This window comes from Vandammella animalimorsus (assembly GCF_002288875.1).
GTDB classification, from domain to species: Bacteria; Pseudomonadota; Gammaproteobacteria; order Burkholderiales; family Burkholderiaceae_C; genus Lampropedia; species Lampropedia animalimorsus.
Window position 1 is genome coordinate 195,519 of the sequence record NZ_NTBH01000001.1, and the last position, 25,610, is coordinate 221,128.

A 25,610-nucleotide genomic window follows, 5' to 3' on the forward strand; every position below is an offset into this window, starting at 1 on the left:
TGTGCCTGCAGACACACTGCCATGCCCCGGCCCTGACTTAGCCTGCCGTTTTGTCTCTATTGAGTCCCCCGAGTTATGCCCAAACGTACCGACATCCAATCCATTCTCATCATCGGCGCCGGCCCCATCGTCATTGGGCAGGCGTGCGAGTTCGACTACTCCGGCGTGCAGGCCTGCAAGGCGCTGCGCGAAGAAGGCTACCGGGTCATCCTCATCAACAGCAACCCGGCCACCATCATGACCGACCCGGCCACGGCGGATGTGACCTACATCGAGCCGATCAACTGGCAGACGGTGGAAAAAATCATCGCCAAGGAGCGCCCTGACGCCATCTTGCCCACCATGGGCGGGCAGACGGCGCTCAATTGCGCGCTGGACTTGTGGCGCAACGGCGTGCTCAACAAATACAAGGTCGAGCTGATCGGCGCCAAGCCCGAGGCCATCGACAAGGCCGAGGATCGCCAGAAGTTCAAGGACGCCATGACGCGCATCGGCCTGGGCAGTGCGCGCAGCGGCATCGCCCACAGCATGGCCGAGGCCTGGGAGGTGCAAAAGACGGTGGGTTTCCCGACCATCATCCGCCCCAGCTTCACGCTGGGCGGCACGGGCGGCGGCGTGGCCTACAACGCCGAGGAGTTCGAGACCATCGCCAAGCGCGGCCTGGAGGCATCGCCCACCAACGAGCTGCTGATCGAGGAATCGCTGCTGGGCTGGAAGGAATACGAGATGGAGGTGGTGCGCGACAAGGCTGACAACGCCATCATCGTTTGCTCCATCGAGAACCTGGATCCCATGGGCGTGCACACGGGCGACTCCATCACCGTGGCGCCAGCGCAGACGCTGACCGACAAGGAATACCAGCTCATGCGCAACGCCAGTCTGGCAGTGCTGCGCGAGATTGGCGTGGATACGGGTGGCTCCAACGTGCAGTTCGCGGTCAACCCCAAAGACGGGCGCATGATCGTGATCGAGATGAACCCGCGCGTGAGCCGTTCCTCGGCGCTGGCCTCCAAGGCCACAGGCTTTCCCATCGCCAAGGTCGCGGCCAAGCTGGCCGTGGGCTATACGCTGGACGAGCTGAAGAACGACATCACTGGCGGCGCCACGCCGGCCAGCTTCGAGCCCAGCATCGACTACGTGGTCACCAAGGTGCCGCGCTTTGCGTTCGAGAAATTCCCCCAGGCCGACGACCGTCTGACCACGCAGATGAAGTCCGTGGGCGAGGTCATGGCCATGGGCCGCACTTTCCAGGAGTCCTTCCAGAAAGCCCTGCGCGGCCTGGAAGTGGGCGTGGATGGCATGAATGAAAAAACGCAGGATCGCGAAATCCTCGAGCGCGAGCTGGGCGAGCCAGGCCCATCGCGTATCTGGTTCGTAGGCGATGCCTTTGCCGCGGGCTGGTCGCTGGACGAGGTGCATGCCATCACCAAGATCGACAAGTGGTTTCTGGTGCAGATCGAGCAAATCGTGCGCATCGAGCTGGATCTGGACAAGTTCTATGCTGAAAAGGGCGAGCAGGCCTTGGCCGCGCTGGATGAGGCCACGCTGCGCGCGCTCAAGCAAAAAGGCTTTTCCGACCGCCGCCTGGCCAAGCTGCTGCACACCGACGAGCACGCCGTGCGCGCGCGCCGCCACGCGCTGGGCGTGCGCCCCGTGTACAAGCGGGTGGACACCTGTGCGGCCGAGTTCGCCACCAACACCGCCTACATGTACTCCAGCTACGACGAGGAGTGCGAGGCCCAGCCCACCGACAAGAAAAAAATCATGGTGCTCGGCGGCGGCCCCAACCGCATCGGCCAGGGCATCGAGTTCGACTACTGCTGCGTGCACGCCGCGCTGGCCATGCGCGAGGATGGTTACGAAACCATCATGGTCAACTGCAACCCCGAAACCGTTTCCACCGACTACGACACCAGCGACCGCCTGTACTTCGAGCCGCTGACGCTGGAGGACGTGCTGGAAATCGTGGACAAGGAAAAGCCTGCCGGCGTCATCGTGCAGTACGGCGGCCAGACACCGCTGAAACTGGCGCTGGGCCTGGAGAAAGCCGGCGTGCCCATCATCGGCACCACGCCCGACATGATTGACGCGGCAGAAGACCGCGAGCGCTTCCAGCAACTGCTGCACCAGCTGGGCCTGCGCCAGCCGCCCAACGCCACGGCCCGCACCGAGGCCGAGGCGCTGGAAAAAGCCGCCGAGCTGGGCTATCCGCTGGTGGTGCGCCCCAGCTACGTGCTGGGCGGCCGTGCGATGGAAATCGTGCATGAGCAAGCCGGGCTGGAACGCTACATGCGCGAAGCAGTGCAGGTCAGCAACGACTCGCCCGTGCTGCTCGACAGTTTCCTGTCCAACGCCATTGAATGCGATGTGGACGCGGTGCGCGATGCCACAGGCCAGGTGCTCATCGGTGGTGTGATGGAGCACATCGAGCAGGCCGGCGTGCACTCGGGCGACTCGGCCTGCTCGCTGCCGCCGTACTACCTCAGCGCCGAGACCATCGAGGAGCTCAAGCGCCAGACCCGCGCCATGGCCGAGGGGCTGAACGTGGTGGGCCTGATGAACGTGCAGTTCGCCATCCAGGAAAAGGAAGAAGGCGGCCAGAAGAAAGACGTGATCTACGTGCTGGAAGTCAACCCCCGCGCCAGCCGCACCGTGCCCTTCGTCGGCAAGGCCACCGGCCTGCCGCTGGCCAAGATCGCCGCGCGCTGCATGGCCGGCCAGAGCCTGGCCGAGCAGGGCGTGGGCGGGGAGGTCACGCCGCCGTACTTCAGCGTCAAGGAAGCGGTGTTCCCCTTCGTCAAGTTCCCCGGTGTGGACACCATCCTCGGCCCCGAGATGAAATCCACCGGCGAAGTCATGGGCGTGGGCAAGACCTTTGGCGAGGCCTATACCAAGGCCCAGATGGGGGCGGGTGAGCGCCTGCCCGCCAGCGGCACTGTGTTCCTGACGGTGCGCGACAGCGACAAGCCGCGCGCCGTGGCCATCGCCCGCGATCTGCTGGCCATGGGCTTCGAGCTGGTGGCCACGCGCGGCACGGCCGCAGCCATCGAGGCCGAAGGCCTGGCCGTGAAAGTCGTCAACAAGGTCGCCGAAGGCCGCCCGCACATCGTGGACATGATCAAGAACGGCGAGATCGCCATGATCATCAACACCGTGGAAGAACGCCGCAACGCCATTGCCGACAGCCGCTCCATCCGCACCAGCGCGCTGCAAGGGCGCGTGACCATCTTCACCACCATCTACGGCGCCGAGGCGGCCGTGGAGGGCATGAAAGCGCTTTCCGATCTGGACGTGATCTCGGTGCAGGAAATGCACGCGCTACTGGGCGCCTGAGGCGCGCGAAACAGCGCCGCGGCGCTGAAAAGCACGCCCGCCCATGCATTCGCCCGTCGCTCAGGAGCTGATCATCGGCTTGCTCAGTGGCCTGGCGATGGGACCGCTGGGCCTGGTGCTGTGGCCGCTCAGCACCTGGGCGTGCGAGCGGTTGCTGCGCGGGTTCGGGCAAGACAGCTTTGCGGCTTTTCTGCTCCACTTTTTGTGGGGCGCTCTGACCTTGCTCGCCTGGATCGGGCTGCCGATGCTGACTGTGCAATGGGTGTTGGCGCACTGGGGCATACAGGTGATGGAGGTGCATGCCGTGTGGTCCGCATACCGGCCGGTGTCCGCTGCGGCGCTCGTGTCCTTCGCTGGCGCGCTCGCGGGCTTGGCGCTGGCCTGGCGTCTGGGGCGTGTGGCCAGCATTGGGCGCCTTGCCCAGCGTTGCAAGGCATGGCTTGAGCGCCGGCTGGGGCTGTAGGGCGTGGTGCTGCCATTGGCGGCATAATGCCCGCGCAACCCCGCAACAAGACCGCCGCCCGGCAACGCGCGGCGGTTTGTTTTTGAGAACAGGGACAGGCAACACCATGACCACCATCTCCATCCACCAAAGCGGCGCTGGCAAGCTCAAGAAAGAGCGGCACAGCCTGACAGCCGTGCAGCCCCCGGCCGTGATCATCGCCATTTCCCAGGCTTGCGCGCAGGGCGATCTGAGCCAGAGCGCCGGCAATGGGCCAATGCCCGCTTTGCTTTTTGCCGGAGGCCACGATGTCTGACTGGAGTGCTTTCGCCCCCGCCCCTGGGGCGCTGCCGCTGGCTGGGTTGGCGCAGGCCTTCGTGGCCGCGCTGCTGTTGCAGACGGCGCTGGAGCTGTGGCTGGCCCGGCGCCAGCGCCGCCATGTGCTGCGCCACCGCGCTCAGGTGCCGACGGCATTCGCGCAGCGCATCACGCTGGCGGCGCACCAGCGCGCCGCCGATTACACGGCCGACACGGTGCGGCTGGGCATGTGGGAGAGTGCGCTGTCCGCCCTGGTGGTGCTGATCTGGACGCTGGGCGGCGGGTTGGATGCGCTCAACCAGGCGCTGCTGCGCTGGATGGGGCCTGGCCTGGGCCAGCAACTGGCCCTGATGCTGGCGTTTGGCGCCATCTCCGCGCTGCTGAGCCTGCCCTTGGGTCTGTACAAAACTTTCGTCATCGAGCAGCGCCACGGCTTCAACCAAATGAGCTGGGCCCTGTGGCTGGCCGATGCGCTGCGCGCGGTATTGCTGGGGCTGTTGCTGGGCGTGCCGCTGCTGGCGGCGCTGCTGTGGCTGATGCAGGCCGCAGGCGGCCTGTGGTGGCTGTGGGCCTGGGCGCTGTGGATGGGCTTCAACCTGCTCATGCTGTGGCTGTATCCGACCTGGATTGCGCCGCTGTTCAACCGCTTCGAGCCGCTGGCGGACCAGGCGCTGGAGGAGCGCATCCGCGCGCTGATGCAGGCCAGCGGTTTCAAGGCGCAGGGCCTGTTCGTCATGGATGGCAGCCGCCGCAGCGCCCATGCCAATGCCTACTTCACCGGCCTGGGCAGCGCCAAGCGGGTGGTGTTTTTCGACACCTTGCTGCGCAAGCTGGACCATGGCGAGATCGAGGCCGTGCTGGCCCACGAGCTGGGGCACTTCAAGCACCGGCATATCGCCAAGCGCCTGGCGTTGTTTGCCTTGCTCAGCGTCCTGGGCTTTGCTGCGCTGGGCTGGCTGCTGCAGCAGCCGGCATTCTTCACGGCCCTGGGCGTGACGCCGCAGCTCGATGCCCAGGGCGGCCTGCTGCCGCAGGCCCACAACGCATTGGCGCTGCTGCTGTTTTCCATTGTCGCGGGCGTGCTGGGCGGGCTATTGCAGCCGCTGTGGGCACAGCTCTCGCGCCGCCATGAGTTCGAGGCCGATGCCTATGCCGAACGCCACAGCAGCGCACAGCATCTGGCCGCGGCCCTGCTCAAGCTGTACGAGGACAACGCCGCCACGCTCACGCCCGACCCGCTGTATGCGCGCTTTCATTATTCGCACCCGCCGGCCAGCGAGCGTCTGGCCCGCATGGGGCAGCAGGTGCAGTCATGACTATGACTCGCCCCGGAACTGACTTGCAGCACGGCCTGGTAGTGACGGGCCATGGTCGCCACTATGTGGTTGAGGCCAGCGATGGCTCGCGGCGCATCTGCCATCCGCGCGGCAAGAAAAGCCAGGCCGTGGTGGGCGACCGCGTGCAGTGGCTGGCAGCGCCCACCGGCCTGGACGAGGAGGGCAGCATTGAGGCCATCGAACCCCGGCGCAACCTGTTCTATCGCCAGGATGCAGTGCGCACCAAGGCTTTCGCCGCCAACATCGACCAGATACTGGTGTTGCTGGCGGCCGAGCCGGTGTTCTCCGAGGAGCAATTGGCCAAATCCCTGGTGGCGGCGCAGGCCGCAGGCATTGAGGTGCTCATCGGCCTGAACAAGCAGGATGTGCAGCCCCCGTTCGAGCGCGCGTGGCAGCGCCTGCGCGCCTATCGCCAACTTTGGCCGCAAGAAGAACCGGGTGCGCCAGCCCAGCCGCTGTACCCGGTGCTGCGCCTGCAATTGGATGCCGAGCACGGCGGCAGCGACTTTGCCCAGCTGCGCCAGCGCCTGCAGGGCAGGGCCACCCTGGTATTGGGCCCTTCCGGGGTGGGCAAGAGCACGTTGATTAACCGCCTGATTCCCGATGCGGCAGCGCAGACGGCAGAAATCTCCCGCGCCCTCAACAGCGGCCGCCACACCACGACGGTGACGACCTGGTACTGGCTGGACCGCGCCAGCGGCACTGCGGTGCTGGATTCGCCCGGCTTTCAGGAGTTTGGCCTGAACCACATCCGCCGGCAGGACTTGCCGCGCTGGATGCCCGATATTGCGCGCCACGCCACTGGCTGCCGCTTTCACAATTGCAGCCATCGCCATGAACCCGGCTGCGTGGTGCGCGCCGCCGTGGCCGAGGACGATGCGCCGCATCCCGATGACGACACTGTGGTAGGGCAGTCGCCTACGCCAGAGGCCGCGCCCCGGGACCTGCCGGCCATTGCCGCGAGCCGCTATGCGCTGTACCAGCGCCTGTTCGAGCAGCTGGGCAGCTAGGGCCCCTGAGCGACAGGCCACAAAAAAAGCCCTGCCGGCTGGGCAGGGCTTCGGGCATGCAAGCCGGTCAATGCTGTGCGTGAATCAGAACAGGTGACGCACACCCAGAGCGAAGGAGCTGAAGTCCTTGCCTGCGGCCGGTGCGCCGCCGTAGTTGGCGTTGCGCTCGTTGTCGATGCGGGTGTAGAAGCCGTACAGCTTGGTGCGCTTGCTCAGGTTGTAGTTGTAGCCCAGCGTGAATTGGGTTGCGCCGCTCTTGGCCACGTTGTCGTACTCATCGGCCCAGCCCACGTTGGCATGGAATTCCGATGCGCCGGCGAAGTAGGCCGCAGCCAGACGTGCCGAGAGACGGTCGCCCAGGTTCGCACCATGGCCGTTCTCGTCAAACTGCACGTAGCCGCCCAGTGCGATGGTGTCGGTGGCGTACAGGGCGCGCAGCGTGTAGGCCTCGGCCTTGTCGTGCTTGGCAAAGCCGCCGGCCAGGTCGAAATTGCCGAATTTGTAGCTCACGCTCAGGTCGTAGGGCGACTTGCCGTTGTGGTTGTCTTCAAAGCCATAGCCCAGCTCCAGCGAGAAGCCGCCCAGCTCCGGCGTCACGTAGCCGACTTTGGCGGTATTGGGCACGATGTAGGCATACAAGGCATCGGCAGACGAGCCGGTGTCGTGGTTGTGCATGCTGATGTAATCAGCGGTGTTGCTGTAGACCGTGGAGTTGTAGTTGCCCAGGCGCAGCTTGCCGAAGTTGCCGCCCAGGTACAGCTCGGACTGGCGGGCAAAGCCGTCGGTGGCCGCGCCAGTGGTGGAGTCCACTTTTTGTTCGAAAACGAAGCCGGCTTTCAAACCGCCGCCCAGGTCTTCCACACCGCGAAAGCCGATGTACGACGAGTTGCTGTGCAGGCCGGTGGTGGCGTCTTCACCCTGGAACTTCTGGTGTTCCACGGTGGTGTTGATGCGGCCATAGAGCGTGACGCTGCTTTGCGCATGGGCAGCGCCAAAGGCCAGCAGGGGGATCAGGGCGATGGACAGGTGTGAGGTTTTCATGGCGGGAGTCCCAAAGATTGAAACAATGCCCGGCTGCATGGGGTAGGCAGGCCGGGGCTGTGTTCGTCTGTTGCGCTGTGCCTGTGGTAGGCCTGGCAATGCATCGACGCTGCCGAGTGTACGGGCGGCGCTGCACGATGCTTAAGCATTATTTGCATTTGCCCGCACAGAGCGATTCAAAGTGTTGTTGTTATGCAACTTGACTGGGGATTACCCCAATGAGATCAGACACTTCGAGGCATTTTCTGTGATGAATTCTTGCTGTGAAACAGCGGCTTGGAGGCCGCCCAGATGCGGCCCCAAGCTGCATGAAAGAAGCGGCCCGAAGGCCGCCGCTGATAAGGGTGAGAGGCTTGGGCCGAGGCTTCAATCGCGCAGCAGGTCGTTGAGGCTGGTCTTGGCGCGGGTCTGTGCGTCCACGCGCTTGACGATGATGGCCGCATACAGGCTGTAGCGTCCGCCATCCTTGGGCAGCGAGCCGCTGATGACCACGGAGCCGGCGGGAATGCGACCGTAGCTGACCTCGCCGGTGGTGCGGTCGTAGATTGGCGTGCTTTGGCCGATGTACACGCCCATGGAGATGACGGAGTTTTCCTCCACGATCACGCCCTCGACGATTTCCGAGCGTGCGCCAATGAAGCAGTTGTCCTCGATGATGGTCGGATTGGCCTGCAGAGGCTCGAGCACGCCGCCCAGGCCCACGCCGCCGGAGAGGTGCACGTTCTTGCCCACCTGTGCGCAGGAGCCTACGGTGGCCCAGGTATCGACCATGGTGCCTTCATCGACGTAGGCGCCGATGTTGACGTAGGAGGGCATCAGGATCGCGCCCTTGGCAATGAAGCTGCCGCGTCGCGCCACGGCCGGCGGCACCACGCGCACCCCGGTGGCGGCCAGTTGCTGCGCCGACATGCCCGAGAACTTGGTGGGCACTTTGTCGTAAAAGCCCAGGTCGCCGGCCTGCATCAGGTTGTTGTCGTTGAGGCGAAAAGACAGCAGCACGGCTTTTTTCACCCACTGGTGCACCGTCCAGTCGCCCACACCATTGCGCGAGGCCACGCGCAAGGCGCCGCTGTCGAGCTGGGTCAGCACGTCCTCGACGGCCTGGCGCACATCGGCCGGTGCGGAGGAGGGGGAGAACGCAGCGCGCTCTTCCCAGGCGTTTTCGATCAGGGTTTGCAAGGCTTGGGTCATGGTGTTGGGTAGGGCAGAAAACAGTGAAGGAAAAAGATGCGGGCCAGCACCCAGGGCAGGGCTGGCCACGGATGGATTGCATGGTGGCAGCGGTCACAGTATGTGATCCGCAGGGCGCTGAGACTTTGCGCAGCCGGTTATTGGGCTACCCAGCCGCCGTCCATGTTCCAGGCCACACCGCGAACGTTGTCGCCGGCGGGCGAGCAGAAAAAGGCAGCCAGCTCGCCGAGTTCCTCTGGCGTGGTAAAGCGCAGCGAGGGCTCCTTGGCGCCCAGCAGCTGGGCCTGGGCCTGATCGGTGCTGATGCCGTTGTTCTTTGCCAGGTCGTCGATCTGCTTTTGCACCAGCGGCGTCAGCACCCAGCCGGGGCAGATGGCATTGGCCGTCACGCCAGTGGTGGCCGTCTCCAGCGCAGTCACCTTGGTCAGTCCAACCACGCCATGCTTGGCCGCCACGTAGGCCGATTTCTCCACCGAGGCCACCAGGCCATGCACCGAGGCAATGTTGATGATGCGCCCCCAGTTGGCCTGGAGCATGGCCGGCAGCGCCAGCCGCGTGGTATGGAACACGCTGCTGAGGTTGATGGCGATGATGGCGTCCCAGCGCTCGGGCGGGAAGTCCTCGATGCGGGCGGTGTGCTGGATGCCGGCGTTGTTGACGAGCACGTCCACGCGGCCGAATTCCTTTTGCGCGTAAGCCATCAAATCCTCGATCTCGCCCACCTTGCTCAGGTCTGCGCCGTGGTAGGCGGTGCGGATGCCGTGCGCCTGGCCGGCCTGCTCGATGGCGCGGCGCGGCGCGTCGGCATCGCCAAAGCCGTTGACCAGGATGTTGGCGCCCTGTGCGGCCAGCACCTGAGCAATGCCCAGGCCAATGCCGCTGGTGGAGCCGGTGACAAGTGCGGTTTTTCCTTTGAGATGCATGACAAGCCTCCGTATCGGTTGCAGATTTCAGGTTGCGGATTTCAATTAGGATGTGCGCGAAGCGGCCCCGTCTGGTGCGGGGCCGTGGCATGGAAAATCTTTGCAGGCCGCATTCTCGCAGCTTTGCCGGCTGTGCTGCTGCGGCCTGCCCGAAAGCCTGTGCAAGGCCCTGGACTGGAGGGAAAAGGCATGTCCGAATTGCAGCATGAGCACTCAACTGGCACCGCCCGCGCGGCCTGGGCCGCCGATGCGCCACCGCCAGCGCAGTTGCGCCACGTGCAGTGCCCAGGCGCCAGCAAGGCCGGGCCGCACGGCGCAGGCGATGCGCAAAGTCATCGCATGGCCTACTGGGATTGGCCCGCAGCCGATGATGCGGGCAATGCCCACCTCATCGTCTGCGTGCATGGGCTGACGCGCAATGGCCGCGACTTCGACGTGCTGGCGCAGCGCCTGCGGCGCAAGGCGCGCGTGATCTGCCCGGACGTGGTCGGGCGCGGGCGCAGCGATTGGCTGGCCGATGCCCACGGCTACCAGATCCCCACCTATGTGGGCGACATGCTGGCGCTGCTGGCCGAGCTGGCACAACAGGCCCAGGCGCAGGGCCAGCCCATCGCCCGCATGGATTGGGTCGGCACCAGCATGGGTGGGCTGATCGGCCTGGGGCTGTTGACCCAGCCAAGCCTGCCGCTGCCGCTGGGGCGGCTGGTGCTCAACGACGTGGGGCCGAGCATCGAATGGCAGGCGCTGCAGCGCATCGGCAGCTACCTGGGCCAGCCGCTGCGCTTTGCCGACCTGCAGCAAGGGGCAGAGTACCTGCGGCGCATTGCCGTGGGCTTTGGCCCGCACAGCGACGCGCAGTGGCTGGCGCTGTCGGCGCCGATGCTGCGCAGCGATGGCGCAGGCGGGCTGGCCCTGCACTACGACCCGGCCATTGCGCAGCCCTACCAATCCTTCACTCAGGAGGCGGCCAGTGCAGGCGAGCAGGTGCTTTGGAGCCTGTACGATGCGCTGCGCTTGCCCACGCTGCTGCTGCGCGGCGCGCAGTCCGATCTGCTCAGCGCCGCCACCGCCCAGGCCATGACCCGGCGCGGCCCGCAGGCGCAGCTGGTGCAGTTCGAAGGCGTGGGGCATGCGCCCACGCTGGTGCAGCCCGAACAGCTGGCCGTGGTCGAGCAATTCCTGCTGGGCGAGGCCTGAACCAGCGCCATGCGCCTTTGCGCCTATGCGCCTATGCGCGCGCAGCTTGTCCTATAGTGCGCACATTGCGCCCGACGCGGCACGCGGCGCACGCCCCGGACTTCACGGTTTGCTATGAACTCCCCCCTTGCAGAGACCCCTACGCTGCCCCTGGACGGGCTCGGCGCCGCTGCCCCGGCGCCGCCGTTGCTGCTGAGCGCGGCAGCAGCCATGCTGCCCAGCCAGACGGACATGCTGGCGCGCGCGCGCGCCTTTGCCCAGCCGCTGCTGGCCGGCGAAGTGCTGCGCAATGGCGAAGGGGTGCTGGCGCACGCCGATGCGGTGGCCGCGCTGCTGCAGGGGATCGGTGGCTCCGAGGCCATGCAGGCTGCCACCTACCTGATCTATGCCTCGTTCCACCTGCACCAGCCACAGGAGGCCATTGCACGCCGCTTTGGCGAAACCTATGCGGCGCTGGCGGTGGAGACCTCCAAGCTCATGCAGGTGCAGGGCCAGGCGCGCAGCGGATCGGGCGCGCGCAAGCAGGGCGAGGCCAAGATCGAGCACACCGAGACGGTGCGCAAGATGCTGCTGGCATTCTCGCGCGATCTGCGCGTAGTGCTCATCCGCCTGGCCTCGCGCCTGCAGACGCTGCGCTACCACGCCAGCAGCAAGGTGCCCATCGACCCGCTGCTGGCCGATGAAAGCCTGTACGTGTTTGCGCCGCTGGCCAACCGGCTGGGCATCTGGCAGTTCAAGTGGGAAATCGAGGATCTGGCCTTCCGCTTTCTGGAGCCCGAAACCTACCACGAAGTGGCCGGCAAGCTCGCGGCCAAGCGGCGCGAGCGCGAGCAGTACATGCAGCAGCTGTGCGATGAGGTGCGCAGCCAGCTCCAGCAGAGGGGCGTGCAGGCCGTCGTGCAGGGGCGGCCCAAGCACATCTACAGCATCGTCAAGAAGATGCGCGGCAAGTCGCTGGCCTTCGAGCAGCTCTTTGACCTGCGCGCCATGCGCATCATCGTGCCCAGCGTGCCCGAGTGCTATGAGGCCCTGGGCTGGATTCACACGCACTTCACGCCCATCGAGGCCGAGTTCGACGACTACATCGCCAAGCCCAAGCCCAACGGCTACCAATCGCTGCATACCGTGGTGCGCGATTCGCAGGGCCGGGCGGTGGAAATCCAGATCCGCACCCAGGCCATGCATGAGCACGCCGAGACCGGCGTGGCCGCGCATTGGGCCTACAAGGAGGCAGGCACCAAGGGCTATGCCGGCGTGTCCGCCAGTGGCGAGTACGACGCCAAGATCGCCGTGCTGCGCCAGCTGTTGGCCTGGGAGCGCGAATTTGCCGACAGCGACGAAGTGCGCGCGCTGGGCCTGTTCGACGACCGCATCTACGTGCTCACGCCCAATGCCTCCATCGTCGAGCTGCCCAAGGGCGGCACGCCGCTGGATTTTGCCTACACCGTGCACACCAGCCTGGGGCACCGCTGCCGCGGCGCCAAGGTCGATGGCGCCATGGTGGCGCTGAACACGCCGCTGCAAAACGGCCAGACGGTGGAGATTGTCGCCGCCAAGGACGGCGGCCCCTCGCGCGACTGGCTCAACCCTGAGCTGGGCTATCTGAGCAGCAACCGTGCGCGCAGCAAGGTGCGCGCCTGGTTCAACGCCCAGCTGCAGCAGCAGACCATCGCCAAAGGGCGCGAGGTGGTGGAGAAAATCCTGCAGCGCGAAGGCAAGACGGCGCTCAAGCTCGAGTCGATCGCCGAACAGCTGGGCTTCAAATCCGCCGACGCCTTTTTCGAAGTCGTGGGCAAGGACGAGTTCTCGCTGCGCACGCTCGAAGCCCTGCTGCGCCCCGCGCCGGGCGAGGAGCCGGGCCAGGCCAGCAGCGACACCGTGGTGCTGCGCAAGCCGCGCAGCGGCGGCAGCGGCAAGGTGCTGGTGGTGGGCATGGACTCACTGATGACGCACCTGGCCAAATGCTGCATGCCAGCGCCGCCCGACGAGATCGGCGGCTTCGTCACGCGCGGCAAGGGCGTGGCCATCCACCGCAGCAGCTGCAGCAACTTTCAGAAAATGCGCAATACCTCGCCCGAGCGCCTGATCGAAGTGCAATGGCGCGACAGCGCAGGCGCCGCTGGCGGCGCCGACGCGAGCGGCAAGGCCCTGTACCCGATGGAAATCCACGTGCAGGCCCAGGACCGCCAGGGCCTGCTGCGCGACATCTCCGACGTGCTCACGCGTGAGCGCACCAACGTCATCGGCGTGCAAACGCGCAGCCACAAGAACAACACCGCCACGATGGTCTTCACCGTCGAAGTGCACAGCGCCACCCGTCTGCAAGGCGTGCTCGCGGCCGTCGCCCAGGTGCCCGGCGTGCGCACGGCACGGCGGCGCTGAGGCTTGAGTCACCCCATCACGCTTCAGAATCCTCGCGATACCGTCATGCTGCGGGCTTGGGAGCCCACAGCATGACTCGCGCGCTCAATGACTGCAGCCGTTGCTGCAGCTCGCGCCTTGCATGTCATGCCAAGCCACGGCACACACTCAGCCGTGGCGATTTGTGCAAATCTTTCTTTGAGCAGGCTCTTAGCTTTGAAGCCATTGGCGGTAGGCTTGGGCGGTGGCGTCAGAGACCGAATCCAGCACTTTCTGGTGCGTGACTTGGTGGCGCGCCTGCAGGCGTGCGTCGGCCACCAGGCGCGATTTGCAGAACCAGTGGCAGCTGTGCTGCAACAGCAGCAGCTCAGCCATCAGCTGATAGGCGCGGGCCTTGGGCGGCAGGCCCTGGGTGTTGTCCACCACCGCGCGCACGCCCTGGGCATGCAGGCGCAGCAGGGCCTTGAAGTCGCGCGTGGCCGATGGCAGCAGCTGCTCCACATAGGGCAGGCACAGGGCCCAGCGGCCGATGCGGGTGCGCTCTGCCGGGGCCTGGGCGATGGCGGCGCTGAGGCGCTCGATGTGCTCGGCCACGCTGCGCTCGCTGTGGGCGAAGGTGTCCCAGATTTGCGCTTGGCGCTGCGGGTCGTCCTCATGGATGGCGCGCAGATAGCCCTGGGTGAGCAGGCCCATGTGGTGTTCGATCTTCAGCCCTGCCAGGTGTTGGCCCAGAAAGGCGATGCGCTGACGCTGGTAGCGCAGGCACAGCACCCAGCCGAGCACGGCCAGCAGCAGCAAGAGGGAGAGCCAGTCCGTCATGGCGGGCGCCGTCACACGTCAATGTCCACGGCGTCGCCGTGCAGCTCCATCAGCTCACGGCGCGCGCCGGCCTCGCCCTTGCCCATGAGTTGGGTGAAAAAGCCCTCGGTCTGGGCAAAGCTGAAGTGGCCCAGCTGCACGGGCAGCAGGCGGCGGGTGTCGGGGTTGAGGGTGGTTTCCCAAAGCTGTTCGGCGTTCATCTCGCCCAGGCCTTTGAAGCGGCCAATGCTCCAGGCGCCTTCGCGCACGCCGTCTTTGCGCAGCTTGTCCAATGCGCGCTGCAGCTCTTGCTCGCTGAGCACGTAGAGCTTGGCGGCGGGCTTTTTGCCTCGCGCCGGCACGGCAACGCTGTAGAGCGGCGGCTGGGCCACAAAAACGTGCCCGGCTTCGATCAGCTTGGGGAAGTGGCGGAAGAACAGCGTCAGCAGCAGCACCTGGATGTGCGCGCCGTCCACGTCGGCGTCGCTCAGGATGCAGATCTTGCCGTAGCGCAGGCCGGAGAGGTCGACCTCATCGCCCGGCCCGTGCGGATCGACGCCGATGGCCACGGCGATGTCGTGCACTTCGGTGTTGGCAAACAGGCGTTCGCGGTCCACCTCCCAGGTGTTGAGCACTTTGCCGCGCAGCGGCAGCACGGCCTGGGTTTCCTTGTCGCGGCCCATCTTGGCGCTGCCGCCGGCTGAGTCGCCCTCGACAAGAAAGACCTCGTTGTAGGCCAGGTCGCGGCTTTCGCAATCGGTGAGCTTGCCCGGCAGCACAGCCACGCCCGAGCCTTTGCGCTTTTCCACCTTTTGCCCAGCGCGCTGGCGCGTTTGCGCGGCGCGGATGGCCAGCTCGGCAATGCGGCGGCCGTAGTCCACGTGCTGGTTCAGCCACAGCTCCATGGCGGGTTTGACGTAGCCCGAGACCAGGCGCACGGCATCGCGGGAGTTGAGCTTTTCCTTGATCTGGCCCTGGAATTGCGGATCGAGGATCTTGGCCGAGAGCACGTAGCTGGCGCGCGAGAACACGTCCTCGGGCATGAGCTTGACGCCCTTGGGCAGCAGCGCGTGCATGTCGATGAAGCTCTTGACGGCCTGGAACAGCCCGTCGCGCAGGCCGTTGTCATGCGTGCCGCCGGCCGTGGTGGGGATGAGGTTGACGTAGCTCTCGCGCAGCGGCTGGCCTTCCTCGGTGAAGGCCACGCACCAGGCGGCGCCTTCGCCCACGACAAAGCTGTCGCTGTGCCGGTCGGCATAGCCCTGGCCTTCGAACAGCGGGATGACCGGCTCGGCCGGCAGCGCCTGGCTCAGGTAGTCGGCCAGGCCGCCCTTGTACTGCCAGCTTTGCTGCTGGCCGGTTTTTTCGTTGCGCAGCGTCACGGCCACGCCGGGCATCAGCACCGCCTTGCTGCGCAGCAGGTGCAGCAGCTCGGGCATGGGCAAGGCCTTGGATTCGAAGTAGCGCGCATCAGGCCAGACGCGCACCGTAGTGCCCTGGCGACGCTCGCCGGGCTGGGCCTTGCGCACCGTCAGCGGCTCGATCACCTCGCCGCCGTTGCCGAACACCAGCCGCGCCACCTGGCCATCGCGGTGAATGTCCACCTCCAGGCGCGTGGCCAGCGCATTGGTGACGGACACGCCCACGCCGTGCAGGCCGCCGGAGAAACTGTAGGCGCCGCCCGAGTCCTTGTCGAACTTGCCGCCCGCGTGCAGGCGCGTGAAGACCAGCTCCACCACCGGCGCGTTTTCTTCCGGGTGCAGGCCGAAGGGAATGCCGCGCCCCTCGTCCTCGACGCTGACCGAGCCATCCACGTGCAGGGTAAAACGGATTTTCTTGCCGTGGCCAGCCAGGGCCTCATCGGCAGCGTTGTCCAGCACCTCCTGGATGATGTGCAGCGGGTTGTCGGTGCGGGTGTACATGCCCGGGCGCTGCTTGACCGGCTCCAGACCTTTGAGGACCTTGATCGAGCTCTCGGAGTAGCCATTGCCGCTGCTGGCGGCCATCGGGGCGGAAGGTGCTTGTTTTGCCATAGGGCGGCGATTGTAGATCGTGCCCCATGAGTGCGGCTGCGTGCTGCCAGGCGCTACAGGCTGGCAGCGGCGCAAACTCGCTATACTGCGCGCCATCATGCTGCAGCACCGCTTTTCCGATTGCGCACCACGCCAGGCCCAGGGCCTGGCGTTGGCATGTGCGCTGCCTGTGCGCCCTGCACCGGCAGCTTGCGCTGCTGTGGCGGTGATCATCACCAAGACGACGAAGGGCTGAAGCAGCTCTGGTTCGTCGCGCCCGTCTTTCAAGCCGGCCAGACGAGCCGGGGCAGAGAGTTCCGATATTTCTGCAATCTCCATTGAAAGAAGGGTTATCCACATGGCACAACGTACAGGTTTGGTCGGCTGGCGCGGCATGGTCGGCTCCGTGCTGCTCGAACGCATGCAGGCCGAGGGCGATTTCGACTGCATCGAACCGGTGTTTTTCTCGACCTCCAACGCCGGCGGCCAGGCCCCGGCCCAGGCCAAAAACGAAACACGCCTGCAGGACGCCTACGACATCGAGGCGCTCAAGCGCTGCGACATCATCCTGACCGCCCAGGGCGGCGATTACACCAAGGCGGTCTATCCCAAGTTGCGCGCTGCCGGTTGGAATGGGCACTGGATCGATGCCGCATCGACGCTGCGCATGGAGAGTGAATCGGTCATCGTGCTCGACCCGGTCAACCTGCCGGTGATCCAGAACGCCTTGAGCAAGGGCGGCAAGACCTGGGTAGGCGGCAACTGCACCGTCAGCTGCATGCTCATGGGCGTTGGCGCGCTGTACAAGGCCGGGCTGGTCGAATGGATGAGCACCCAGACCTACCAGGCCGCATCGGGCGGCGGCGCGCAGCACATGCGCGAGCTGCTGACGCAGTTCGGCACGCTGCACGCCGAGGTGCGCGATCTGCTGGCCGATCCGCACAGCGCCATCTTGGAGATCGACCGCAAGATCATTGCCAAGCAGCGCGGCCTGAGCGAGGCAGAGACGGCCCATTTCCTGGCGCCACTGGGCGGCTCGCTGATCCCATGGATCGACGCCGACTTGGGCAACGGCGTCAGCCGCGAGGAATGGAAAGGCATGGCCGAGACCAACAAAATCCTGGGTATGGGTGAAGGCTTTGGCACGCCGGCCATCCCGGTCGACGGCTTTTGCGTGCGCATCGGCGCCATGCGCTGCCACAGCCAGGCGCTGACCTTCAAGCTGAAAAAGGACGTGCCGCTCGATGAGATCGAGGCCATGATTGCTGCCGACAACCCCTGGGTGAAGCTGGTGCCCAACACCAAGGAGGCCACCCTGGCAGAGCTCACGCCAGTCTCTGTCACCGGCACCATGCGCATCCCTGTCGGGCGCGTGCGCAAGCTGGCCATGGGCCCGCAGTACCTGGGCGCCTTCACCATCGGCGACCAGCTGCTGTGGGGCGCAGCCGAGCCGCTGCGCCGCATGCTGCGCATTCTGGTTGAGGCCTGAATACCTGCTCAAACCTGGCTCTTGCAAGTTGCCCGTTGTGTGCTGCTGCTCAGATGCCTGCACAAAAACCGCCATGGCCTGCGCGTCAAACCCTGCTGGCGTGAAAGGTCAGGTTGGATGTGCAGGGATTTTTCTGGGTGGCAGAGCCAGTAGCAATTCACCAGACGTTTACCGGCTTTTACACTTAGCGTACTGTGGCCACTAGGCAGCGGCGCTACGATGGCGCCGCCGTGCAGCTGCCGCCCTTTGGTGGCACGAGCTGCATCCAGCGATTGAACTCTCAACAGTCCTGAAGAAAGGGAGGAAATCATGTCCTCATCGCGCATCGCCTATCTGGCCTCGACCACCGCGCTGGCCCTGACCCTGGCGGCCTGCCAAAGCACGCCGCTGTATCCTGCCGACCCTTACCGCGGCGGCGGTGGCCACGTGGGCACCGCACCCAGCCGAGCCCCGGCCAACATGCTGGAGTACGGCTACGTGACCGACATCCAGGCACTGCAAAACACCCACCGTGGCAGCACTGGCGCGGGCATTCTGCTCGGTGCCGTCGTCGGCGGCTTGGCCGCCAACCACGTTGGTGGCGGCAGCGGCCGCACGGCAGCCACCATTGCTGGCGCCGTTGGCGGCGCCGTGGCGGGCAACGCCATTGAAGGCCGCATGAACAATGGCGGCGCGCAAGGGCAGGTTTACGGTTACCGCATCACCATCCGCGTGGATAACGGCCAGTACCGCATGTACGACGTCAGCGATCCGGGTGGCCTGCGCATCAATGATCGCGTCCAGGTGCAAAACGGTCAGATTGCCCGTATTCAGTAAACAGGCCAACAGGGCCCAAGCCCTCATGCTTCAGTGATGCCCTGACTGGGCACACTGAGAAAAGCCAGTGTCCGCAAAGGCACTGGCTTTTTGCTTTTCTGAGCCTTATCGTTCCAAGCCTTGCAGACACAGGGCGATGGCCTGCACAGTGGGGGCGCTGGCATGGATTTGGCCAAAGCCAATGCGCTGCGCCGCTTGGGCGATGCGCGGGTGCGTGACAATGGCCGATTGCGCGCGCCAGAAGGCCTCGCCTTGCCCGGGCAGCAGCTGCGGCAGGTGTTGCACGCCTTCCGAACTACTCAGCAGCCAGATGCGCCGCGCTGCGGCAGCGCCCATTGCAAGGTCGCGTTGCCCGGCGTCCCAGGTGGGCGGGCTGCGCCGGTAGACGGGCAGGAAATGCAGTTGTGCGTCGCGTTGCTGCAGTTGGCGCGCCAGCCAGTCGCGCCCATGGCCTTCGTCCTGCACTTGGCGAGGGGCTGCCGGGATTGCAGTGCCTGCAACGGCGCGGCTGCCGCGCAGAATCAGCACCTGGGCGCCGGGAGAGATCTGCGTTTGCACTTGTTGCCACAGCGCTTCGGAATCGAATTGCTCGGCATCGGCTGCCGGCTGGTCGAGCCATTCAAGCGCAAAGCCCTGGGCCTGAAGGGCTTGGGCCGTCCCCGGCCCGGGCGCCCACAGGCGCGGCAGGTTGGCGCCAGTGGCCAGCAGCTGCCGCCAGAGTTGCATGGCCTGGGCATCCCAGAAGCCCTGCACGGCGTTGGGGCTGACGTGCATGATGGCGGCCCATTGATCCAGTTTTGCCAGCGCGCTGAGGCGGCGTTGCACGCTGGTGGCGTCGTCAAGGAACTGGATGTGGATCAGCGGCAAGGCAATGCAATCAATGCCCAGGGCAGCAAACTGCGCTGCCCAAGCCGCGTTCTGCGTCGCTGGGCGAGTCAGTATCAGGGATGGGAGGGGGGCGGGCCGGGGCACTGCGCGACAGATCGGATGGGCAGATGGCCCTTGGCATGTGCTGTGCCAATGCCGCTGGCCAAGGCAGGAGTTGCCAGCAGACGGCGGCAAGAGAGAAGAAGGTGACGAGCCTGACCCCGGCACTGGCTACACAGTTAGGGCTGCTTGGTTCCCCACCTGACCCGGTTGGCTGCTTCACCATGCGGGAAGGCCCGTCGGCGGCGATTGTATGCGATCTGCAGCCGCCCGAAGGGCAATTGCCGGGCGCCCTTTGCACAAGTGGACTTGTGGCTTGCTCAAGAGCAAGCCGGGAAAGGCATCAACTCAGCAGCAGGGCGTCGTCGGCCAGTTTTTCGCCCCGGGTACGCTCGAACATCTGCAGCAAATCGGGCACGTCCATGCCTGCACGCTCGCTGCCGCTGACGTCCAGCACAACCTTGCCCTGGTGCAGCATGACTGTGCGGCTGCCGTAATCCAATGCCTGGCGCATGCTGTGCGTGACCATCATGGCTGTGAGCTGGTTGTCTTCGATGATGCGGGCTGTCAAATCCATCACGAAGGCCGCTGTCTTCGGATCGAGCGCGGCCGTGTGTTCGTCCAGCAACAGGATGCGCGAGGGCTGCAGCGATGCCATCAGCAAGCTGACGGCCTGGCGCTGGCCGCCAGAGAGCAGGCCGATGCGATCCGTCAGGCGTTTTTCCAGGCCCAGGTTCAGGATGGCGAGCTTTTCGCGGAACAGCTCGCGGTTTTGTTTGTTCAGCGCAAAGCCAAAGCGGCGCTTGCGCCCGCGCGCCATGGCCAGGGCCATGTTTTCCTCAATGGTCAGGGCCTCGCAGGTGCCGGCCATGGGATCCTGGAACACCCGCGCCACCAGGTCTGCGCGCTGCCAGGCCTGTTTCTTCGTGACGTCGACGCCATCGATCTCGATGCGCCCCGAATCCATGATCAGGTCGCCGGAGATGGCGTTGAGAAATGTGGACTTGCCTGCGCCGTTGGAGCCGATCACGGACACGAACTGACCAGTGGGGATTTCCAGGCTGGCACCGCGCAGCGCCGGGTTTTCAATAGGCGTTCCGGGGTTGAAGGTGATGCGCAAATCAGTGGCTTTGAGCATGGAGCAACTCCTAGGGGGCTGTGCTTATTGGGCCAGCGATTTGAGGCGGCGCTTGAGCAGCGGGAACACCAGCACCAAGATGACCAGTACGGAGGCAATCAGGTTCAAGTCCTGAGATTGCAAGCCAATCCAGCTGCTGTTGAGCGCCAGCGCAATGAAGAAGCGGTAGAGCACGGCGCCAATGATCACGGCCAGCGTGGCCCACAAAATGCGCCGCGAAGGCAGCACGCTTTCGCCAATGATGACGGCGGCCAGGCCAATCACGATGGTGCCGATGCCCATGGAAATGTCCGAGCCGCCCTGGCTTTGTGCAAACAGCGCGCCGCCCAAAGCGACCAGCGCGTTGGAGATGGCCAGGCCCACGAGTTTGGCCCAGCTGGTGGCTACCCCTTGGGCGCTGGCCATGCGCGGATTGGCGCCCGTGGCGCGCATGGCCAGGCCGCGCTCGGAGGCGAAATACCAATCCAGGATGAATTTGGCGATCAGCACCACGACCAACAGAATCAGCGGCTTTTCGATGTAGTCGGCCCAGATGCCAGGCATCAGTACGGTGAACACCGTGGGCTCCAGAATCAGCGGCACATTGGGTTTGCCCATGATGCGCAGATTGATGGAATACAGCGCGGTCATCATCAAAATGCCCGCCAGCAAATCCATGATTTTCAGGCGCACATTGAGCCAGCCGGTGGCAAAGCCAGACAACGCGCCAGCCAAGGTGGCAATGAAGGTGGCCAGGAAAGGATCTTTGCCTGTGGAGATCAGTGTGGCTGCGACGGCGCCCCCCAATGGGAATGAGCCATCGACCGTCAGGTCAGGGAAATTCAGAATGCGAAAGGAGATCAGCACCCCCAGGGCAACCAGGCCGAAGATCAGGCCGATTTCCAGCGCCCCCATGAATGAGTAGAAAGTCATCGCAGCAAACGTTTTTTGGTGTTGGTCAGGCCCTGGTGTGCATGCAGGCGGTGTGGGCCTGCTTACAGCTTGCGTGGGCAGCGGCCTGAACATCAGCAGGGCAGGCCCAAAAGCCTGCCCTGCTGCGGTTATTCATGGCCAGCGCGCCGGAAGCGCAAGGCCATGTGGGGGCTTATTCAACCACCTCTTTGGCGGACTGAATCAGCTCCTGCGACAAAGTCACGCCCTGAGCCGCAGCGGCCTTGGGGTTGACGTAAAGCTCCAGATTGGTGCTGCGCTCGGAAGCGATGGCGCCAGGCTTTTCGCCATTGAGGATGCGCACAACGATCTTGCCGGTCTGACGGCCCAGATCGCGGTAGTCCACGCCCAGGGCAGCGATGGCGCCGCGCTTGACGCTGTCGGTGTCCGATGCAACCAGGGGCAGCTTGGCATCGGTGGCCACTTTGACCAGCGACTCGTAGGCCGAGACCACGTTGTTGTCGGTGTTGGTGTAGATCACGTCCACCTTGCCCACCAAATTGCGGGCTGCAGCCGTGATGTCCACGGTGCGCGGGGCTGTGGCCTCGACCAGCTCGATGCCCATCGGGGGCAGGATGCGCTTGAGCTCGTTGACCACCACGACGGAATTGGCCTCGCCGGGGTTGTAGACCATGCCGATGCGCTTGACGTTGGGCAGAATTTTCTTGATCAGGTTGACCTGGTCTTCCAGCGCCAGGGCGTCAGACACACCGGTGACGTTGGTGCCGCTGGGCTCCATGTTCTTGACCAACTGCGCTGCCACTGGATCGGTGACTGCCGAATACACAGTGGGGATGCTCTTGCTGGCAGCGACCACGGCCTGGGCCGATGGCGTGGCAATGGCCACGATCACATCCGGGGTCTGGCCGATGTAGTTGCGTGCGATCTGCGCAGCGGTGCCGGGGTTGCCTTGCGCACTTTGGTATTGCCACTTGAGCTTGTCGCCCTTGAAGCCGCTGGCTTCAAGTTCCTCCTTGATCCCATCGCGCACGGCGTCGAGCGCCGGATGTTCGACGATGGCTGTGACGGCCACGGACTTGGCTTGCGCATATACGCTGGTGCTGGTCAGGGCGCTCAGGCCCAGCAGGGCTGCGGCAGCGGCCTGCAGCAACTGACGGCGGCCAGCGCCGCGCGCGATCATGGGAATGCGGTTCATGCAATCTCCTCGGGGGAATGGATGGGGACAGTGCGTCATTCAGACGAAGGCAGCCATCGAGATCCAGGCCCACCGGGGCCATGGCGCTGGCTGCCAAGCGGCGGCAATCGTAACTGAAAAAAGATTCTTGCAAGGGCCCTGTCAGGGGCTTTGGCATCAGGGCTATCACTGATATTGATGCGCCCGCAGCGGCCTCGCTGGCATACGCAAGCGCCACCCTATGGCAGGCAGCGTCGCATGGAGCGCTGGTCGGTTTCAAACACGTTAAGGCCTGTTCAAAGGCTCAGCGCGAGCAGGCTCTTACTGCTGGGCTTTGGTGGGGGTGTAGCGCTTCATTTGTAAGTCAACGGCGTCGCCATCGTCTTGCAACAGAATGCGCACGGGCAAATAACCTGTGGATGCGGCCAGCCAGATTTCGGCCTGCTGGTCGTCGGCCTTGCGTGGCAGGCGGCGCAGCTTGATGCTGGGCAGCGTGCCTGCAGGCAGGGGCAGGGATTGCTGACCATCGACCTCGAAGACCCAGCTTTCCTGTTTGTTGCTGGCCACAGTCCAGATGGCAATGCGCTGGCCCTTGACACGCAGACCGGGATCGGCGGCAACGCGAGCGGCCAGTTGGAAGAATACGCTCAGGCGATCCTGGGCATCTGGGGGAACGCTTTCAGTCTGCCCACTGGCCACTACGGTGACTTTGCCCGTGGCTGGGTCGAAGCGCAGGTTGCGTTTTTTGCGTGCCGAGTCTGTGAATTGCAGGGGCTGCAAATGCCCGGCCTGGATGCGCCCGCTGCTGACTTGCGAGCGCGTGCCCATCAGTGGCGCTTTGATGCTTTGCTCTGCCCGGTAGCTGTGCCCATCGTGCTGCCAATGCAGCTGGGCGCTGGCACTGTAGGAAAAGCCGCTGATCTTGCCTTTGGCATCGAATTGCAAATGGGCCGCAGGCGGTATGCGTATGCGCTGCTGCGTGGTGGCAGGCGCTGTACCGGCCGCCAGGGCCTGATGCGTCACGACCAGTGGGACGGAGGACAGCAACAGTGCTGCGCAAGCGCGTGCCATGGCAGGCCATGGGCTGCTGCTGTTGGCGTCTCGGTCATTGCCATTTTCACGCTGGCAGGCCGTGCCTTGGTTGGATGCGCTGCTGGAGGGAAAAAAAGGAGTGCGAAAACTCATGGCAAGGTCATTTGATGCTCTTTGGCGAACGGCCAGGTGTTTTGCAGCTGGCCCATCAAGGCATCGATTTGTCGCAAATTGCTCTCGATGCTGGCGCGCAGTGTTTGCAGATCCTGCGTGTTGCTGCTCACGTGACCAGTGATGGTTTTGGTGTCACCCAGGATGGCGTCAATCTGCTTGAGGCTTTGGCGGCTGGCTTGCAGCAATTGTGTCAGCTGCTGAGTGGCGCTTTGGGCATCGCGCAGCAGACCACGTTGCCCGAACACTTGGCTGTCTGCATGGTTGACTGTGCGGTTGAGCGATTGCAGCAAGGTGTTGATTTGGGTAAGGGCTTTTTGCAGCTGCTGCAGCTCCTGGCCCTCGCCCAGCAGAATCTTGAGAGCCCCGCCCTGGCTGGCCGCCTGGCTGAGGCTGCCGCCCAGCTCATTGATGCGGGCCATGCTTTGCGCCAGGTCTGAGTCGCTGGCGGTCAGGCCGGTGAGGTTGTTGACCAGGTTGCGCACCGAGGCCATGAGCTGGGGGATTTCCGCCGACGCGTCACCATAGAGCACAGGCCTGACGGCCCGGTCGGGCAGGGGCGGGTCGTCCCAATCGCTGGTGTAGGCCTTGAGGCTTGTGACACCCAGAATATTGCGCACCATGGTAAAGATGCTGGACTCGCGCAGGCGATGGGCGTTTTTTTCAGGCACTTCAATCTGGATGCGCACGCTGCCATCGTCGGCCAGCTCGATGCGCCTGACCCTGCCGATGGGAAAGCCAGAGAAGGTCAAATCCATCCCCAGCGAGACACCTTCTGAGTCATCTGCGGTGAGTATCAGAATCTGCTTGTTCTCAAATGCGCCACGCGCATACAGCAGATACCCCAGGGCGCCAATGCTCAGCGCGATGGTGATGAGCATCAGCAGAATCGACTTGAAATGCAGATGCGGCACGGGCGCCAGCGGCGCCAGACCCAGCGATGGGCTGGGAGCGGTGGGCTGCTGCGTGGCGCGCTGTTTGCTTTGGCCATCGGCTGGCGCCCCGGGCTGAGTATTGGGGGCAGACGGGGCAGGGGGCTGGTGCGGCGCTTGGCTCATGAACAAATGCTGTCAGGGCAGGGTCGCACAGGCACAAAACGGTGGGGGCAGAAAGGCCCGGTCAGGCAGAGCATATGGATTTGAGCGCCCGATACAGGGCTTGCAGGGCGCTCAGTAGTAATTGGCGACCAAGGATAACACTTCCACCAGAATGAGCAGGGCGAGCATGCGCGCCAGCGTGGCCAGCTCCGAATCGCGCCGCAGGCCGTAGCGGGGATCGGTAAAGGCTGCCGTCAGCGGGATCAAAGCCACGATGTAGCCAAACGCCACGGCCTTGGCCGCAAAGATGAAGGTGAACAGCGGCGTCATGGTGCGCCCGAAGGCGTGTGTAAACACCTCCAAGCCCGCCAGCGTATACCCATAGATATTGAGATACAGCGTGACCATGACTGTGGCACTGCCTATGGCCGCGAACATGATGGAGGCATACACCCCCATCAACAAGCGGGGAAGAAGCTCGGTCTGCAAGGCATCAATGCCTGCTGCCTCCAATCGCGCTAGGTGCTTGCGGTGCCGCAACATGGCCAGCTCGGCCCCCAAGGGAATTGTCAACTTGATGGCGGCCACCAAAGCAGCAGCCAGAGGCACAACCTCCACCAACAGAATGCGCACCATCAGACTGGGGGTGAAATGGGCCAGGCCAAAACTGTGCAGGGTTTGCTGCGTGATTTGCGTTGCCACACTGCCCAGAATATAGGCAATGAGCAAAAAGCCCAGCAATGACCAGCGCAAGCGGGCATAGACCTGTGCTGTAACGACTTGCCAGATTCGCCACCAATGCCGGCCTGGGCGGCACAGCAGCACCAGCATGGAGCTGCCCAGGTACAGATTGCTCCACCACAACAGCCACCATTCGTGCATGTGCTGGCCGAAACTGCCTGAGTCTGCGCCATGGGTAGAAAGGCGAGGGCCTGCAGGCGGCGAGGCAGGTGCGGGGCGACGCATGTTCAC

At 64.7% G+C, this 25,610-nt stretch carries 21 protein-coding genes and 1 other RNA gene; 9 read left to right on the top strand and 13 right to left on the bottom strand.

The features are described 5' to 3' along the window. The first annotated feature begins 75 nt into the window (after positions 1–75). The 5 genes from carB to rsgA all read left to right on the top strand — a co-directional run bounded on the left by carB (position 76) and on the right by rsgA (position 6,440). Positions 76–3,333: a carbamoyl-phosphate synthase large subunit gene (gene carB, locus CLI93_RS00810; RefSeq protein WP_095995830.1), complete on the top strand. Its 3,258-nt coding sequence runs from the start codon at positions 76–78 to the stop codon at positions 3,331–3,333. 43 nt (positions 3,334–3,376) lie between these two features. Further along, positions 3,377–3,796: a hypothetical protein gene (locus CLI93_RS00815; protein ID WP_095995829.1), complete on the top strand. Its 420-nt coding sequence runs from the start codon at positions 3,377–3,379 to the stop codon at positions 3,794–3,796. A gap of 106 nt (positions 3,797–3,902) precedes the next feature. Further along, entirely contained in the window at positions 3,903–4,091 is a 189-nt protein-coding gene (locus CLI93_RS00820; RefSeq protein ID WP_095549034.1) for a GreA/GreB family elongation factor, read from the top strand. Continuing rightward, the gene (locus CLI93_RS00825; protein ID WP_095995828.1) at positions 4,084–5,409 is read left to right on the top strand and encodes a M48 family metallopeptidase; all 1,326 of its coding nucleotides are present in this window, start codon (positions 4,084–4,086) and stop codon (positions 5,407–5,409) included. The genes CLI93_RS00820 and CLI93_RS00825 overlap by 8 nt, the downstream gene beginning before the upstream one ends. 2 nt (positions 5,410–5,411) lie before the next feature. Beyond that, complete coding sequence (gene rsgA / locus CLI93_RS00830) at positions 5,412–6,440, top strand: ribosome small subunit-dependent GTPase A (RefSeq protein ID WP_095995827.1); 1,029 nt, start codon at positions 5,412–5,414, stop codon at positions 6,438–6,440. Between the two features lie 84 nt (positions 6,441–6,524). On the opposite strand, the gene CLI93_RS00835 is transcribed toward rsgA, so the two are convergent. The 3 genes from CLI93_RS00835 to CLI93_RS00845 all read right to left on the bottom strand — a co-directional run bounded on the left by CLI93_RS00835 (position 6,525) and on the right by CLI93_RS00845 (position 9,595). Then, positions 6,525–7,481: a porin gene (locus CLI93_RS00835; protein ID WP_095541958.1), complete on the bottom strand. Its 957-nt coding sequence runs from the start codon at positions 7,479–7,481 to the stop codon at positions 6,525–6,527. Between the two features lie 366 nt (positions 7,482–7,847). Further along, positions 7,848–8,672, bottom strand: a complete 825-nt coding sequence (dapD, locus tag CLI93_RS00840; protein WP_095995826.1) for a 2,3,4,5-tetrahydropyridine-2,6-dicarboxylate N-succinyltransferase — start codon at positions 8,670–8,672, stop codon at positions 7,848–7,850. A gap of 137 nt (positions 8,673–8,809) precedes the next feature. Then, positions 8,810–9,595, bottom strand: coding sequence for a 3-hydroxybutyrate dehydrogenase (locus CLI93_RS00845; RefSeq protein ID WP_095541960.1), 786 nt, complete (start codon positions 9,593–9,595; stop codon positions 8,810–8,812). A 189-nt stretch (positions 9,596–9,784) separates the two neighbouring features. Here CLI93_RS00845 and CLI93_RS00850 point away from each other — a divergent pair, with 189 nt between their 5' ends. Together CLI93_RS00850 and CLI93_RS00855 are read left to right on the top strand one after the other, a co-directional pair. Further along, positions 9,785–10,792 carry an alpha/beta fold hydrolase gene (locus tag CLI93_RS00850; RefSeq protein ID WP_095542022.1) on the top strand — a complete coding sequence of 336 codons (1,008 nt, stop codon included), beginning with the start codon at positions 9,785–9,787 and terminating at the stop codon, positions 10,790–10,792. A gap of 114 nt (positions 10,793–10,906) precedes the next feature. Next, positions 10,907–13,174, top strand: a complete 2,268-nt coding sequence (locus CLI93_RS00855; protein WP_095541961.1) for a RelA/SpoT family protein — start codon at positions 10,907–10,909, stop codon at positions 13,172–13,174. A 189-nt stretch (positions 13,175–13,363) separates the two neighbouring features. On the opposite strand, the gene CLI93_RS00860 is transcribed toward CLI93_RS00855, so the two are convergent. Next, the gene (locus CLI93_RS00860; protein WP_095541962.1) at positions 13,364–13,972 is read right to left on the bottom strand and encodes a hypothetical protein; all 609 of its coding nucleotides are present in this window, start codon (positions 13,970–13,972) and stop codon (positions 13,364–13,366) included. An 11-nt stretch (positions 13,973–13,983) separates the two neighbouring features. Next, complete coding sequence (locus tag CLI93_RS00865; protein ID WP_238945765.1) at positions 13,984–15,984, bottom strand: DNA topoisomerase IV subunit B; 2,001 nt, start codon at positions 15,982–15,984, stop codon at positions 13,984–13,986. A gap of 337 nt (positions 15,985–16,321) precedes the next feature. Between CLI93_RS00865 and asd the strand changes: the two genes are divergently transcribed. Together asd and CLI93_RS00880 are read left to right on the top strand one after the other, a co-directional pair. After that, positions 16,322–17,452, top strand: a complete 1,131-nt coding sequence (asd, locus tag CLI93_RS00875) for an aspartate-semialdehyde dehydrogenase (protein ID WP_095541965.1) — start codon at positions 16,322–16,324, stop codon at positions 17,450–17,452. A gap of 309 nt (positions 17,453–17,761) precedes the next feature. Beyond that, entirely contained in the window at positions 17,762–18,268 is a 507-nt protein-coding gene (locus CLI93_RS00880) for an outer membrane lipoprotein (protein WP_095541966.1), read from the top strand. A gap of 105 nt (positions 18,269–18,373) precedes the next feature. Here CLI93_RS00880 and CLI93_RS00885 read toward each other — a convergent pair whose 3' ends face one another. The 8 genes from CLI93_RS00885 to CLI93_RS00920 form a co-directional block, all read right to left on the bottom strand. After that, positions 18,374–19,240: a uroporphyrinogen-III synthase gene (locus CLI93_RS00885; RefSeq protein ID WP_172424240.1), complete on the bottom strand. Its 867-nt coding sequence runs from the start codon at positions 19,238–19,240 to the stop codon at positions 18,374–18,376. Positions 19,241–19,340: 100 nt separating this feature from the next. After that, positions 19,341–19,436: signal recognition particle sRNA small type (gene ffs / locus CLI93_RS00890), an RNA gene on the bottom strand. 102 nt (positions 19,437–19,538) lie between these two features. Next, positions 19,539–20,333, bottom strand: a complete 795-nt coding sequence (locus tag CLI93_RS00895; protein ID WP_095541968.1) for an ABC transporter ATP-binding protein — start codon at positions 20,331–20,333, stop codon at positions 19,539–19,541. A gap of 24 nt (positions 20,334–20,357) precedes the next feature. Next, a complete protein-coding gene (locus CLI93_RS00900) occupies positions 20,358–21,245 on the bottom strand; it encodes an ABC transporter permease (RefSeq protein ID WP_095541969.1) in 888 nt (295 codons plus the stop codon). Between the two features lie 172 nt (positions 21,246–21,417). Continuing rightward, complete coding sequence (locus CLI93_RS00905) at positions 21,418–22,419, bottom strand: ABC transporter substrate-binding protein (RefSeq protein WP_238945767.1); 1,002 nt, start codon at positions 22,417–22,419, stop codon at positions 21,418–21,420. Between the two features lie 300 nt (positions 22,420–22,719). Continuing rightward, entirely contained in the window at positions 22,720–23,469 is a 750-nt protein-coding gene (locus CLI93_RS00910) for a DUF3108 domain-containing protein (RefSeq protein WP_172425506.1), read from the bottom strand. Positions 23,470–23,579: 110 nt separating this feature from the next. Further along, the gene (locus CLI93_RS00915; RefSeq protein ID WP_143326352.1) at positions 23,580–24,659 is read right to left on the bottom strand and encodes an MlaD family protein; all 1,080 of its coding nucleotides are present in this window, start codon (positions 24,657–24,659) and stop codon (positions 23,580–23,582) included. Positions 24,660–24,770: 111 nt separating this feature from the next. Next, entirely contained in the window at positions 24,771–25,520 is a 750-nt protein-coding gene (locus CLI93_RS00920) for an ABC transporter permease (protein ID WP_172424241.1), read from the bottom strand. Between the last annotated feature and the right edge of the window lie 90 nt (positions 25,521–25,610).

Bases quoted from the DNA above. Each gene is read 5' to 3' on its own strand.
- CLI93_RS00900 (WP_095541969.1), bottom strand. From the start codon at position 21,245: ATGACTTTCTACTCATTCATGGGGGCGCTGGAAATCGGCCTGATCTTC.
- CLI93_RS00815 (WP_095995829.1), top strand. From the start codon at position 3,377: ATGCATTCGCCCGTCGCTCAGGAGCTGATCATCGGCTTGCTCAGTGGC.
- CLI93_RS00825 (WP_095995828.1), top strand. From the start codon at position 4,084: ATGTCTGACTGGAGTGCTTTCGCCCCCGCCCCTGGGGCGCTGCCGCTG.
- asd (WP_095541965.1), top strand. From the start codon at position 16,322: ATGGCACAACGTACAGGTTTGGTCGGCTGGCGCGGCATGGTCGGCTCC.
- CLI93_RS00820 (WP_095549034.1), top strand. From the start codon at position 3,903: ATGACCACCATCTCCATCCACCAAAGCGGCGCTGGCAAGCTCAAGAAA.
- CLI93_RS00915 (WP_143326352.1), bottom strand. From the start codon at position 24,659: ATGAGCCAAGCGCCGCACCAGCCCCCTGCCCCGTCTGCCCCCAATACT.
- CLI93_RS00880 (WP_095541966.1), top strand. From the start codon at position 17,762: ATGTCCTCATCGCGCATCGCCTATCTGGCCTCGACCACCGCGCTGGCC.
- CLI93_RS00865 (WP_238945765.1), bottom strand. From the start codon at position 15,984: ATGGCAAAACAAGCACCTTCCGCCCCGATGGCCGCCAGCAGCGGCAAT.
- dapD (WP_095995826.1), bottom strand. From the start codon at position 8,672: ATGACCCAAGCCTTGCAAACCCTGATCGAAAACGCCTGGGAAGAGCGC.
- CLI93_RS00905 (WP_238945767.1), bottom strand. From the start codon at position 22,419: ATGAACCGCATTCCCATGATCGCGCGCGGCGCTGGCCGCCGTCAGTTG.
- CLI93_RS00910 (WP_172425506.1), bottom strand. From the start codon at position 23,469: ATGGCACGCGCTTGCGCAGCACTGTTGCTGTCCTCCGTCCCACTGGTC.
- CLI93_RS00850 (WP_095542022.1), top strand. From the start codon at position 9,785: ATGTCCGAATTGCAGCATGAGCACTCAACTGGCACCGCCCGCGCGGCC.
- rsgA (WP_095995827.1), top strand. From the start codon at position 5,412: ATGACTCGCCCCGGAACTGACTTGCAGCACGGCCTGGTAGTGACGGGC.
- CLI93_RS00860 (WP_095541962.1), bottom strand. From the start codon at position 13,972: ATGACGGACTGGCTCTCCCTCTTGCTGCTGCTGGCCGTGCTCGGCTGG.
- CLI93_RS00920 (WP_172424241.1), bottom strand. From the start codon at position 25,520: ATGCACGAATGGTGGCTGTTGTGGTGGAGCAATCTGTACCTGGGCAGC.
- CLI93_RS00845 (WP_095541960.1), bottom strand. From the start codon at position 9,595: ATGCATCTCAAAGGAAAAACCGCACTTGTCACCGGCTCCACCAGCGGC.
- CLI93_RS00855 (WP_095541961.1), top strand. From the start codon at position 10,907: ATGAACTCCCCCCTTGCAGAGACCCCTACGCTGCCCCTGGACGGGCTC.
- CLI93_RS00835 (WP_095541958.1), bottom strand. From the start codon at position 7,481: ATGAAAACCTCACACCTGTCCATCGCCCTGATCCCCCTGCTGGCCTTT.
- carB (WP_095995830.1), top strand. From the start codon at position 76: ATGCCCAAACGTACCGACATCCAATCCATTCTCATCATCGGCGCCGGC.
- CLI93_RS00895 (WP_095541968.1), bottom strand. From the start codon at position 20,333: ATGCTCAAAGCCACTGATTTGCGCATCACCTTCAACCCCGGAACGCCT.